Origin of the sequence: Methylobacterium sp. WL116 (assembly GCF_008039455.1) — a bacterium.
Lineage (GTDB): Bacteria > Pseudomonadota > Alphaproteobacteria > Rhizobiales > Beijerinckiaceae > Methylobacterium.
Genome location: NZ_VRUV01000084.1, coordinates 1 through 12,940 on the forward strand (window position 1 = coordinate 1; position 12,940 = coordinate 12,940).

Consider the following 12,940-nt stretch of genomic DNA (forward strand, 5'->3'; position numbering starts at 1 on the left):
CTTCGTCCGCCCCGGGCACGTCTTCCCGCTGATCGCGCGGGACGGCGGCGTGCTGATGCGCTCAGGCCATACGGAAGCCGCGGTCGACCTGTGCAAGCTCGCCGGCCTGCCACAGATCACCGTGTCCTTACGCCGGAACGACTTGCGCCACTGGGGCCTCGACGCGATCGAGGTGCTGGAGATCGTCCGTACCGCCTACCAGGGTGACGTGGTCGGCCAGGCCTACGAGGGCAACGCCGTCTTCAACGTGATCGTCGTCCTCGACCGGGCGACCCGCGCGCACCTCACCCGCCTCGGCGACCTGCCGCTGCGGACCACGAGCGGCAGCTACATCCGGCTGGCCCAGGTCGCCGACGTCTACGAGACGGCCGGGCGCTACCAGGTCCAGCACGCGGGCGCGCAGCGGGTGCAGGCGGTGACCGCCAACGTGACGGGGCGCGACGTGGCCTCCTTCGTCGAGGCGGCCAAGCGCAAGGTCGCCAAGGAGGTGACCCTTCCGCCCGGCGTCTACGTCGCCTTCGAGGGCGCCGCGGAGACGCAGGCGCGGGCGCGCGCCGACCTGCTGACCTATTCTGCGCTCGCCGGCCTCGGCATCGTGCTGCTGCTCGCGGTGGTCACCGGGTCGGTGCGCAACCTCGTCCTGGTGCTGGTCAACCTGCCCTTCGCCTTCGTCGGCGGCGTGCTCGCCGTGGCGGCGACCGGCGCGGTGGTCTCGCTCGGCTCGATCGTCGGCTTCGTCACCCTGTTCGGGATCAGCTTGCGCAACGCGATCATGCTGATCGCCCATTACGAGCACATGGTCGCCCGCGAGGAGCGCAGCTGGGACGCCGCCACCGCCGCGGAGGGCGCCGGCGACCGGCTGGTGCCGATCCTGATGACCTCCCTCGTCACCGGCCTCGGCCTGCTGCCGCTGGCGCTCGGCGCCGGCGAGCCGGGGCGCGAGATCGAGGGGCCGATGGCGATCGTGATCCTGGGCGGGCTCGTCACCTCGACGGTGCTGAACCTCGCGATCCTGCCGGCCTTGGCGCTGCGCTACGGCCGGTTCGTCGCGGACTATCCCTCCAGCGGCTCGTCGCCGAGCATCTCGATCCCGAAGCCCGACAGGCCGACATAGGCGCGGGCCGAGGTCGAGACGTTGCGGATCGAGACCACGCCGAGGTCGCGCAGGATCTGCGCGCCCAGGCCCACCTCGCGCCACTGGCGCACGCGCTGCGCCTCGGTGCCCTCGTCCGCGACGCGGTTCAGCGGAACCCCGGCGGTGCCGTCGCGCAGGTACACGAGGATGCCGCGGCCCTCCCGCGCGAACCGGCGCATCACCGTCTCGATCTGGCGGCCGCCCTCGATCACGTCGGCGACGACGTCCGAGCGATGGAGCCGGACCAGCACGTTGCGGCCGTCGCCGATGTCGCCGTGGACGAAGGCGAATTGCTGGATCGCCTCGAACGGCGTGGTGTAGGCGTAGCCCGTCATCGGGCCGAACTCGGTCTCGACCGGGAAGTGGCCGACGCGCTCGACCAGCTTGTCGCGCGCCTGGCGGTAGGCGATCAGGTCGGCCACCGAAACGCGGGCGAGGCTGTGCGTCTCGGCGAAGGCCGCGATCTGCGGCCCCTTCATCACCGTGCCGTCGTCGTTGGCGAGCTCGCAGATCACGCCGACGGGCGGCAGGCCGGCGAGCTTGCACAGGTCGACCGCGGCTTCCGTATGGCCTGAGCGCATCAGCACGCCGCCGTCCCGCGCGATCAGCGGGAAGACGTGCCCGGGGCGGACGAAGTCGTCGGCGCCCATGTTGCCGTTGGCGAGCGCCCGCACGGTGTTGCAGCGCTGCTCGGCCGAGATGCCGGTGGTCAGCCCGTGCTTCACGTCCACCGTGACGGTGAAGGCGGTGCCGAGCGGCGCGTCGTTCGAGGCGACCATCGGCGCGAGGTTGAGGCGGCGCGCCTCCGCGACCGTCACCGGCGCGCAGACGATGCCGCAGGTGTTGCGGACGATGAACGCCATCTTCTCCGGCGTGCAATGGATCGCGGCGACGACGAGGTCGCCCTCGTTCTCGCGATCGTCGTCGTCGGTGACGACGACGATCTCGCCGCGGGCGAAGGCTTCGATGGCGGAGGTGACGGAGGTGTGGGGCACGGTTCGGTACTCGAATGGGCTTTGCGTCCGGGGACGGTCGGGCGTCAGACGCCGACGTGAGGCGCCGAAGTCAGGTGCCGACCTGCCCCCGATGGCGGAGATGGTGGTCGGCGAGCACGCACGCCATCATCGCCTCGGCGACGGGGACGGCCCGGATGCCGACGCAGGGATCGTGGCGGCCCTTGGTGATCAGGTCGACGTCGCGGTTGTCGCCCGTGACCGTGCGCCGGGGTGTGAGGATCGACGAGGTCGGCTTCACGACAAACCGCACCACGATCGGCTGGCCGGTCGAGATGCCGCCGAGCACGCCGCCGGCATGGTTGGCCAGGAACGTCGGGCGCCCGTCGTTGCTCGCGCGCATCTCGTCGGCGTTGTCCTCGCCGCGAAGCGCCGCCGAGGCGAAGCCGTCGCCGATCTCGACGCCCTTGACCGCGTTGATGGACATCATCGCGGCGGCCAGCTCCGCGTCGAGCTTGCCGTAGATCGGCGCGCCGAGGCCGGGTGCCACGCCCTCGGCCACCACCTCGATCACCGCGCCGATCGACGAGCCGTCCTTGCGGATGCCGTCGAGGTAGTCCTCGTAGAATTTCGCGGTCGCCGCGTCGGGGCAGAAGAACGGGTTGGCGCCGACCGCCTCCCAATCCCAGCTCGACCGGTCGATCGCGTGCGGACCCATCTGCACCAAAGCCGCGCGGATCGTGACGCCGGGAATTACCTTGCGCGCGATGGCGCCGGCCGCGACCCGCGCCGCGGTCTCGCGCGCCGACGAGCGCCCGCCCCCGCGATAGTCGCGGATGCCGTACTTGGCGTCGTAGGCGTAGTCGGCATGGCCCGGGCGGTAGCTGTCACGGATCTCGGAATAGTCCTTCGAGCGCTGATCGGTGTTCTCGATCATCAGCGCGATCGGCGTGCCGGTGGTGAGCTGGCGGCCCCCGGTGCGGTCGTCGGCGAACACGCCCGACAGGATCTTCACCTGGTCCGGCTCGCGCCGCTGGGTGGTGAAGCGCGACTGTCCGGGCTTGCGCCGGTCGAGCTCGGCCTGGATCTCCTCGGCCTCCAGCGCCAGCCCGGGCGGGCACCCGTCGACGACGCAGCCGAGGGCGACCCCGTGGCTCTCGCCGAAGGTGGTGACGCGGAACAGGTGGCCGAACGTGTTGTGGGACATCGTGCGCGTGCTCTAGCGCGCGGGCGGCGGAGGCACAAATCGGGGCCGCGTTGCGTCTGCGTCGGGTGGCCGCCTCCCTCCCCCGAAGGGGAAGGGAGAGCGTTCGGCGCGACGCCGACTGGCGGCGCCCATGCGGGCGATCAGGCCGGCACCTCCTCAATGGCGCGCGGCTCGGTTTCCGGCACGCCGTTGCGGGCATGGCGGAAGCTCGAGAGCGCCTGGTAGGTCTTCAGCCGCGCCCGCATCAGCGAGCCCAGCGGACGGTGCGCCGCGAGGCTGTGGGCGGGACGGAAGGAGAGCACGTCGTCGGCGTAGGCGCGGCGGGTCTCGCTCGTCGCGTCCTGCGCCGGCAGCACGAGGCGGGCGACGGTGCGGTAGGGGCTGGCCTCCTCCGACCATTCCTTCGAGGCGTCCTCGATCGGCATGTCGTTCAGGTCGAGGCAGAGCTGCACGCGGATCTCGAACACCACCTCCTGGCCGCGGAAGAAGGCCGCGACCGCGTGGCGGAAGGTGTCCGGGTCGTCGCCGGGGTGAAGCTCCTCCTTCGCCAGGGCCTCCTGCGCGGGCGCGGCCGGGAACGCGGCGATCTTGGCGATATGGTCGCCGTAGCGCAGCGCCGCCTGCGTGTAGTACGGCTCGGCCAGGGGATGCAGCGGCTGGTGTCCGAAGAAATCGAGCAGCGGCGCGCTCTTGCCGGTCACCGCCTTCACGACCGAATCGGCCGCCCGCGCCGTCGCCGAGACCGCGACCTTCACCGCCTCCGGCGCCTTGGTGCCGGCTTCGAGCTGCTTCATGCTGCCGAGGAAGCCCTTCGCGTCCGGGTTCGGGAAGACCGGCCCGGTGGCGAGCACGAAGTCCTGGGTGTCGGCCGCGTGACCGGCGAGCTTCTCGCCGGCGACGCCGAGCACCTTGATCGCCATGCCGCGGTGGGTCGAGACGCTGTCCTTCAGGAGCTCGCCCGGCCCCTGCGCGAACCGCACGATCGCCGGATGCGTGCCCGCCGTCGCGAACAGGCCCTGGGCCAGCTCCGCGGGCAGGTTCGGCAGCACCTGGAGCTCGCCGACGACGATGCCGCTAATCTTGGCGTGCGAGGCGCGCACGGCGTGCTTGTAGCGTGCGGCGGTGGTCTCGCTCTCGCGGGTCATCGAGGCGATGATCTCGTCGATGACGTGGTTCTCGTCGGGGGCCGGGGTTTCGACGTTGTCGTGGTAGCGGATCGGGGTCGCGCGGTCGGTCATGGGGCTCGCTTTGAAGCTCTTCGAGAATCGCTCCAGGGTGAACCGCGCTCGGCGTTCAGGTATCCCGCGGTCGCGCCAGGACGCCGCCGGTCAACGGCTCGCGCACGCCGGTGGTCGACGGAAACGTGATCGGCAGACCCTTGAGCGAGCGCACGGCCAGGTGCGCGAAGGCCTGCGCCTCGAGGAAGGCCGAGGACCAGCCGATGGCGTCGGCCGTCGTGATCTCGGCGCGCAGGTGATAGTTCAAGAGCCGCACCAGCTCGCCGTTGCGGGCCCCGCCGCCCGCGACGATCCAGCGGGCCGGGATCTCCGGGGCATGGTCGAGCGCCCGGGCGACCGCGCGGGCCGTGAAGGCGGTGAGCGTCGCCGCGCCGTCCTCGGTCGAAAGCTGGCCCGCGAGCTTGTGCGAGAACCAGTTGCGGTCGAGCGATTTCGGCGGCCGCCGGAAGAAGAACGGGTGCGTCAGCAGCCACGCCAGCAGCGGCTCGTCGGCTCGCCCGCGCGCGGCGGTGCGGCCGCCGTCGTCGAGATTCTTGCCCTCGCGCTCCTGCATCCACTCGTCGATCAGCGAGTTGCCGGGCCCCGTGTCGAAAGCGATCACGCCGCCCTTCGCGTCGACCAGGGTCGCGTTGGCGACGCCGCCGATGTTGAGGATGCCGTAGGCGCCCTCGAACCCCGAGGCCGCGGCCAGCGCCTGGTGAAACACCGGCACCAGGGGCGCCCCCTGCCCGCCCGCCTCGATGTCGGCGCGGCGCAGGTCGGAGACGACCGGAATGCGCAACCGGTCGGCGAGCGCCTGCCCCTCGCCGATCTGGATCGTGATGCGCTGGTCCGGGCGGTGGATCACCGTCTGGCCGTGGAAGCCGATCACGTCGATGTCGGCGGGCGAGAGCCCGTTCTCGGCGAGGAACTGCTCGACCGCCTGGGCATGCGCCTCGGTGACGAAGGCCTCCGCCTCGGGCAGCCGGCCGGGCCGGTCGCCGGGGGCGACGACGCCCTCGGCGTCCTTGGTGGCGGCGCGCAGCAGGACCTTCTCGTCCTCGGAATAGCCGCGGTAGCCGGTCGGCCCCAGGGGCTCGAGGTAGTTGTTGTGGCCCTTGACCACGTGGACGGCCTCGCCGTCGGTCTCGATCAGGGCGACGTCCACGCCGTCGAGCGACGTGCCGCTCATCAGGCCGATCGCGCGCATCATGGTCATGACCTGCCCCCGTGCCTTTCGCCGGTCGTCCTGCTATGGGTGACCCTCGCAAAACCTCCGATCCCTGCGGGCGCCCGAGATGGCGACGACGACGCGACGGAGGTTTTGCGAATGACACTCAGCCGCCTCATGCCCTTTTGCGAGCGGACGCGCCAGCGCGCAGGACCGGTCCGGTCCCGTGCCGGAGCCGCCCGCTTCGAACCGAGAAGTCCGAGCCTCCCATGACCGCCGCCGAGCCCTTCGCGCCGAAATCCGAGTTCCTGAAAGTCCTGAGCGAGCGCGGCTACGTCCACCAGTGCTCGGACTTCGCCGCGCTGGACGCGGCCGCGGCCGAGGGGCGGCTCACGGCTTACGTCGGCTACGACTGCACCGCGGCCTCGCTCCATATCGGCCACCTCTTGTCGATCATGATGCTGCACTGGCTGCAGAAGACCGGCGGCCGGCCGATCGCGCTGATGGGCGGCGGCACCACCCGCGTCGGCGACCCCTCGGGGCGCGACGAATCGCGAAAGATCCTCAGCCTGGAGCAGATCGAGGCCAACAAGGCCGGCATCCAGAAGACCTTCGCCCGGTTCCTCGCCTTCGACGGCTCGGCGACCGGCGCGATCATGGTCGACAACGCCGAATGGCTGACCAAGCTGAACTACATCGAGATGCTGCGCGACGTCGGTCGCCATTTCTCGGTCAACCGCATGATGTCGATGGACAGCGTGCGGATGCGGCTGGAGCGCGACCAGGAACTCTCGTTCCTGGAATTCAACTACATGATCCTCCAGTCCTACGACTTCGTCGAGCTGAACCGCCGCCACGGCTGCACCATGCAGATGGGCGGGTCGGACCAGTGGGGCAACATCGTCAACGGCATCGATCTCGGCCGCCGCATGGGCGTCCCGGGCCTGCTCGGGCTGACCTGCCCGCTGCTGACCACCGCGTCGGGCGCCAAGATGGGCAAGACCGCCGCCGGCGCGGTCTGGCTCGATGCCGGGATGCTGAAGCCGTACGATTACTGGCAGTTCTGGCGGAACACCGAGGATGCCGACGTCGCGCGCTTCCTCAAGCTGTTCACCTTCCTCCCGCTGCCCGAGATCGCCGACCTCGCCGCGAAGGGCGGGGCCGGGATCAACGAGGCCAAGGTGCGGCTCGCCACCGAGGCGACGGCGCTGATGCACGGCCGCGAGGCGGCGGACGCCGCCGCCGAGACCGCGCGGAAGACCTTCGTCGAGGGGACGCTGGCCGAGGACCTGCCGAGCGTCACCGTCTCGCGCGACCTCGTCGATGCCGGCCTCGGCGTGCTCAGCGCCTTCGGGCCGGAATACGCCAAGCTGGTGCCGTCCACGAGCGAGGCCCGCCGCCAGATCAAGAGCGGGGGCCTGCGCATCGACGACGTGGTCCTCACCGACGAGCGCGCCGTGCTGCGTACCGCCGACTTCGCCAAGACCGGCGTGATCAAGCTCTCGTTCGGCAAGAAGCGCCACGTGCTGCTGCGCGTGGCGTGACCGCTCGCGGCGAAGCGGGGCCCGGACCGGGCTCGGCTTCGTCTTTATGCGGGGCCGTTCGTCAGCGGATGCCGCCGCTCGCGGTGATCACCTCGCCGGTGAGCCAGCGCGCGTCGTCGGAGGCGAGGAAGGCGACCACCCGGGCGATGTCGTCCGGCGCGCCGGCGCGGCCGAGCGGGGTCTGCGCGACGAAGCCGGTTTCCATCTCGGATCCGGCGATGCCGGCCGAATGGGTGCCCTCGGTCACCACGTAGCCCGGGCTGACCGTGTTGACCCGGATCCGGCGCGGCGCCAGCTCGTTGGCGAGCACCCCCGAGATCGCGTTGAGGGCGCCCTTCGTCCCGGCATAGACCGCCGCCGTCGGCGTATGCACGTGGGTGATCGCCGACGAGATGTTGACGATGCTGCCGCCCTCGCCGAGGTGCCTGGCGGCCGCCTGGGTCGCCAGCAGCACGCCGAGCACGTTGACGTCGAACAGCTTGCGGTAATGCGCCTCGGTGATCTCCTCGATCGCCGCGAAGTCGTAGACGCCGGAATTGTTGACCAGCACGTCGAGCCGGCCGAATGCCGTCACCGCCGCCTCGATCACCGCTTGCGCCTGGGCGGCCTGGGAGACGTCGCCCTGGACCGCGATCGCCCGGCCGCCGGCCGCGGTGATCGCGGCGACGACCGCCTCCGCGCCGGTTTTGCTCGATGCGTAGTTCACGACGACCGCCGCGCCGTCCTGTGCCAGCGCCTTGGCGATGCCGGCACCGATGCCCTTCGATGCGCCAGTCACGACGGCGACTTTGCCTGCGAGCTTGGACATGTATGCTAACCCTCGGCATGGGCCGGCACCGGGATGGCCGCCGTATTCCCATAGTTCGGGATTTCGGAACTAATGTCGCGCGGATCAAGCCCCCATATGCCGAAATCATGAGATCCCTGTTCCATCCCGCGATGGAGGACGTGCGCCCGGACGCGATCCTCCACGCCCTGTCCGATCCGAACCGCGCGGCGATCTTCGCACGGATCATGCGCGCGGGCTGCGTCGAGGCGTGCTCGGCCGTCTCCGCCCTCGGAGATCGGGTGATCCCGAAATCGTCGCTGTCGACGCACTTCAAGGTGTTGCGCGAAGCCGGCTTGATCCGCAGTGCGCGCCACGGCGTGGAGATGCGCAACGAGTCGCGCTACGCCGAGGTCGAGGCGCGCTTTCCGGGCCTGCTCGGCGCGATCATCAACGCCTACGCGTCCGGAGCCTGCGACGGGTCGCCCGGTGCCGGCCCGTCGGCGCCCGCGGAGTAGGCCGCCCGCCGGCGGATCGGCCGCCTCAGCGGTCGCCCTGCACCGCCGGGGGCACGCCGTCGGCGAAGTTCGAGCCGCCGCCCGCGCTGAAGAGTTTTCGCAGGAAGCCCGGCGCGACCGCCGAGAGCGGGTTCACGCTGACGTCCGGCGCGTTGAGCTTGCCCGCGACCCGGAAGTTGACCGCGAACAGGCCCTCGTTGTGGCCGCCGCCGAGGAGCGGTCCGATCAGCGGCACCTGCGAGACGATGTTGTTCAGGCCGTAGAGCGGCACGAAGGTGCCGTTGATGTCGGTGCGCTCGCGGGCGGTGTCGAGGAAACCCGACAGCGTGAAGCCCATCGCCGCATTCGAGATCGCCGCATCGGAAAAGTCGACGCGCGAGCCCAAGCGGACGAAGTTCGCCCGCATCCGGTCGAACGAGACCGCGCTGCCCTGCCCCGCGACCGTGCGCTTGCGCCCGCGGGCATCGACGGTCTCCACCGTCTCCGGTCCCTGGGCCATGATGCTGGAGAGGGCCGGCTCGTTGCGCAGCGCGAACTCGCGGATCTGCACCACGCCGGCCTGCGGCCCGTCGCTCAGCACGATGCCGAGATTGAGCCGGCCGCCGTACATCCGCCGGTAGACGTCGACGAAGCGCAGCGTCGCGCCGGCATCGCCGGATTCGATCGCCAGCGTCGGCGTGCCGCGCTCGCCCTTGGTCACGCTCGCGACGAAGGGGGCGGAGCGGAACTTGCCGCTCATCGCCGCCGCGCGCACGTCCTTGCCGCGCATGGAAAGCTTCACGCTGGCGTTGGTCAGCGCCTCCTCGTTGAAGCCGGTGAGGATGCCGAGCTGGATGTCGGCGTCGATGTCCTTCGGGTTGGCGTCCCGCTGCGACTTGCCTTCGGGCGCGGTCAGCATCTTCAGGAACGGGCGCGCGTCGGCCACCGCCCCCTTCACCGCGACGCGGTAGCCGGTTCCGTTGCGATCCAGCGTGACGCGCATGTCGTCGCCGGGCGAGAGCTTGAGGTTGGTCAGGTCCGCCCGCTCGAGGCCGCCCTCGCCGGTGATCGAGGCGCTGCCGCGGGCCGTGGTCGAGCCGGCATCGAGGGCGATGTCGCGCAGGTCCATCCCCGGGCCGGTATCGACCAGGGAGAAGGTCAGGCGCCCGGCCTTGCCCGCGGCCTTGCTCAGGCCCGGCAGCAGGCCGTCGATCCCGGCGCGGGCGAGGTCGGCCTCGACCCGGATCGGGGGTTTCGTGGCGCCGGCCTTGACCAGCGGGATGGTGGCCTTGACCGCGATCGGGCCGCTCAACTGGGGGGCCGTCGGCAGGCCCTTGCGCGCCCGCAGGGCGTCGTCGACGGTCAGGTTCACCAGCACCTCGCCGGTGCCGCCGGTCTTGGCCTGATGCATGTCGATCGAGACCGGCGCGCCCGACAGCTTGGCGTCGCCCTTCAGGGTGAAGCCGCGCGGGTCGTAGGTCACGGCGAAGCGGCCGGCTTCGAGCTTGTCCTTGCCGACGACCTTGTCGACAGCGAGGTCGTTCAGCGTGCCCGAGACGCCGACCGGCAGGTCGGGCAGGTCGGGGATGTGCTTGAGGTCGAGCGGGAAGCCGATGCGCAGGTCGGCCTGACCCTTCACCGTCGACGGGTCGAGATCGACGCCCGACAGCGCCTTGAACATCTTGGTCTGCAGCAGGGCCGCCAGCGCGTCGGCGCCGCCCGACAGGCGAAGGCCGATATCCGCCACGACCTTGTCGGGCGAAATCTCCGGGATGACGAAGGCGCCCTCGGTGATGTTCAGCGCGCGCCCGTCGGCCATGCGGATGTCGGCGGTGACGTTCCTGATCCGGGTCGAGCGTCCGGTGATCGTGCCGGCGACGTTGCCTCGGGTCAGCGGCGGCGCGTCGGGCGAGACCTCGAGCGTCGCGTCCGAGACACGGAAGTCGATATGCACCGCGTTGTCCGGCATCGGGTCGCCCCGCGTCGCCGCGGCGAGCTCGGCGCCCGACATGTCGACGGTGATGTCGACCGCCTCGATGCGGGCGGCGCGCAGCTCGTCGACGAGGTAGTTGCGCGCGCCCGGCGCGATGTTCTCCGGCCAGAGCCGCAGCGCCGTGCGGGCCTCGCTGTCGCTGGCGGTGACGTGGAGCGTGAGGCCGTCGTCGTCGGAGGTGGTGCCGAGGGTGCCGGACATGTTGCCGTGGATGCCGTCGCCGCTCATCGCGAAGCTGTCGATCGCGACGCCGCCGGCGCGGCCGGTGAGGTGCCCGTCCATCGCCGCGATGGTGATCGGCTTGTCCTTGGGGGCGGCGCCCCGGAGCGTCGCGTTCCGGCTCGACAGGGTCGCGGTCCAGGCGAAGTCCTCGCCCGGCTTGGCCACGGCCCAGGTGCCGGTGAGGTTCACCGCGTTGCCGGCGCCGAGGTAGTCGAGCCCGTCGAGCGTCATCACCCGGGCGGTCTCGTCCCAGCTCACCGTGGCCTTCAGGCTCTCGACGGTGACCGGGTTGAAGTCCTTCTCCTCGACGAGGAAGGTGCCGTCGCTGGTGCGCAGCGTCGCCTTCATCGCCTCGATGCGGCCGCCGTCGAGGGCGACGTCGGCCCGCGCCGAGAGCTTCAGGTCGGTGGTGATCGGCAGCTTCGACTGGCCGGAGAGCAGCAGCAGGTCGGTGGCCGGCAGGTCGTCGAGGGTGATGATCCCGGTGCGGCGCGGGCCGCCGGCCTCGCGTAGGGTGCCGCCGAAGCGCCATTGCCCGTGCGGCCCGTCGATGCGCAGCTCGAACAGGCGCGCGTCCTGGTTCGGGTCCCGGCCGAACAGGCCGTTTACGTGCTCGAACACCGCGCGCTCGCGGGCGTCGTCGTCGATCAGCGTGAGGCGGGCATTGGTGATGCGGGCGCGGTCGAGCGCGCCGACGACGCCGGCGGAGTCGAGCACGACGCCGAAGATCGAGGCCGTTGCGGCCGAGAGCGGCGAGACCATGCCGCGCGCCGCGTCCACGCTCGGCGGCGTGTGCGGCGAGGCGTCGCCCGGATGCGCCGGCTCGGCGGCCGCGAAGGCGATCGAGCCGTCGCGGTGGACGAGCGCCGTCATCTGCACGTCGCGGAACTCGATCGAGCGCGGCGTCGGCGCGAGCTTCAGCAGGCTCCAGGGATCGATGCTGACGAGGGCGAGCGGCGCGCGGACCACGAGGGCGCCCTGCGGGTTGCAGATATCGAGCCCGCTGACGCGCAGCGCCAGGGCGTTCTCGGAGTCGAGCTCGAGGGTGCTGTCGCGCAGGCTGATGCGCCAGCCCGGCCCGATCCGGTCGGCGAGCGCCGACGAGACCCGCGCCGACAGGCCGTCGATCTGCAGGGGCCCGTATGCGAGGCGCATGACCCCGCCCCCGAGGCCGAGGCCGAGCACGACGACGAGGGCGGCGGCCGTCCACAGGCAGCGCCGCGTCCAGCAACGAACGGCCTTGCGCGTCTGCCCGCCGCCGGGCGTATCCTCAGGCCGGGCCTCTTCCTCAGGCATGAAGACCTTGCATCGGCGCGTCCGCTGTTTCGCAACGTGCGCTCATTCTAGGACGCAACCTCGTGACGACGCGTTTCCGGAGCGTGTCCGGCTCTCGCGCCCGAAGCGCGGGCATCGGATGGTCCGGCACCGCGCCCAAGCACACCATCAATCGGCCGAAAGGATGGCACGATGCCCCTCGCCCAAGGCGAACGCGCTCCCGACTTCACCCTTCCCGGCTCCGGCGGCAAGACGCTCCAGCTCGGCGAGCACGTCGGTCACAAGATCGTGCTCTACTTCTACCCGAAAGACGACACCAGCGGATGCACGTTGGAGGCGCAGGCCTTCAACGCGAGGCTGGCCGACTTCGACGCGGCCGACGCCGTCGTGATCGGGGTCTCGCCCGACCCGGTGAAGAGCCACGACAAGTTCGCGTCCAAGCACGACCTCGCCTTCCCGCTCGCCTCCGACGAGGGCAAGGCGATGCTCGAGGCCTACGGCGTCTGGGTCGAGAAGAGCATGTACGGGCGCAAGTACATGGGCGTCGAGCGCACCACGATGCTGCTCGACCGAGACGGTCGCATCGCGCGGATCTGGCCGAAGGTGAAGGTGCCGGGCCATGCCGAGGAGGTGCTCGAGGCCGCCCGCGCCCTCCCCTGAGCCGATCCCGCGTCCCGCGGGAGGCATGAGGGTTCTCGGTTTCTTAACCCTGTCGGCCTTCGATGGCGCCCTCGGCATCGGGCCCGAATCGATGACCCCTTCCGCCAGCCTTCCGCACCGCAGGAGCCGGCTTCTCGCCGCTGCCCTTCTCGTCACCGGCCTGTGGGCCGCCGGCGCGAGCGGGCTGGTGGTGTTCCACGACGACATCCTCGCCGGGTTCGTCGCGCGGCAGGGCGCGATGCAGACGGCCTACGAGGCGCGCCTCGCCGCGTTGCGGGCCGAGCTCGACCGCGGCGGCTC

General features: G+C 71.1%; 10 protein-coding genes and 1 pseudogene. 5 read left to right on the top strand and 6 right to left on the bottom strand.

The window, feature by feature from the left end; genetic code table 11:
• Positions 1-1,114 (top strand): efflux RND transporter permease subunit (locus tag FV223_RS09245; protein WP_187276102.1); only part of this gene is annotated, 1,114 nt, incomplete at its 5' end.
• Here the strand turns inward: FV223_RS09245 and ribB are convergent.
• The 4 genes from ribB to FV223_RS09265 form a co-directional block, all read right to left on the bottom strand.
• Positions 1,054-2,130 carry a 3,4-dihydroxy-2-butanone-4-phosphate synthase gene (gene ribB / locus FV223_RS09250; RefSeq protein WP_147726622.1) on the bottom strand — a complete coding sequence of 359 codons (1,077 nt, stop codon included), beginning with the start codon at positions 2,128-2,130 and terminating at the stop codon, positions 1,054-1,056. The genes FV223_RS09245 and ribB overlap by 61 nt on opposite strands.
• Before the next feature lie 70 nt (positions 2,131-2,200).
• Positions 2,201-3,295 (bottom strand): chorismate synthase, encoded by a 1,095-nt coding sequence (gene aroC / locus FV223_RS09255; RefSeq protein ID WP_147726624.1) that lies wholly within the window; start codon positions 3,293-3,295, stop codon positions 2,201-2,203.
• Between the two features lie 140 nt (positions 3,296-3,435).
• Positions 3,436-4,533, bottom strand: a complete 1,098-nt coding sequence (locus FV223_RS09260; RefSeq protein ID WP_147726626.1) for a catalase family protein — start codon at positions 4,531-4,533, stop codon at positions 3,436-3,438.
• Between the two features lie 55 nt (positions 4,534-4,588).
• A complete protein-coding gene (locus FV223_RS09265; protein WP_147726627.1) occupies positions 4,589-5,731 on the bottom strand; it encodes an anhydro-N-acetylmuramic acid kinase in 1,143 nt (380 codons plus the stop codon).
• A 221-nt stretch (positions 5,732-5,952) separates the two neighbouring features.
• Between FV223_RS09265 and tyrS the strand changes: the two genes are divergently transcribed.
• On the top strand, positions 5,953-7,227 hold the full coding sequence (gene tyrS, locus FV223_RS09270; protein WP_147726629.1) for a tyrosine--tRNA ligase: 1,275 nt from the start codon (positions 5,953-5,955) through the stop codon (positions 7,225-7,227).
• Positions 7,228-7,288: 61 nt separating this feature from the next.
• Here the strand turns inward: tyrS and FV223_RS09275 are convergent, their stop codons facing one another.
• Positions 7,289-8,035, bottom strand: coding sequence for a glucose 1-dehydrogenase (locus tag FV223_RS09275; protein WP_147726631.1), 747 nt, complete (start codon positions 8,033-8,035; stop codon positions 7,289-7,291).
• Positions 8,036-8,142: 107 nt separating this feature from the next.
• Between FV223_RS09275 and FV223_RS09280 the strand changes: the two genes are divergently transcribed.
• Positions 8,143-8,511 (top strand): helix-turn-helix domain-containing protein, encoded by a 369-nt coding sequence (locus FV223_RS09280; protein ID WP_147726633.1) that lies wholly within the window; start codon positions 8,143-8,145, stop codon positions 8,509-8,511.
• Between the two features lie 25 nt (positions 8,512-8,536).
• On the opposite strand, the gene FV223_RS09285 is transcribed toward FV223_RS09280, so the two are convergent.
• Entirely contained in the window at positions 8,537-11,860 is a 3,324-nt protein-coding gene (locus FV223_RS09285; RefSeq protein WP_246689648.1) for a DUF3971 domain-containing protein, read from the bottom strand.
• A 312-nt stretch (positions 11,861-12,172) separates the two neighbouring features.
• On the opposite strand from FV223_RS09285, the gene FV223_RS09290 reads away from it, so the two are divergent.
• A complete protein-coding gene (locus tag FV223_RS09290; RefSeq protein WP_147726636.1) occupies positions 12,173-12,640 on the top strand; it encodes a peroxiredoxin in 468 nt (155 codons plus the stop codon).
• 91 nt (positions 12,641-12,731) lie between these two features.
• Positions 12,732-12,940 (top strand): annotated as a pseudogene (locus tag FV223_RS09295) (M23 family peptidase); the annotation flags it as partial.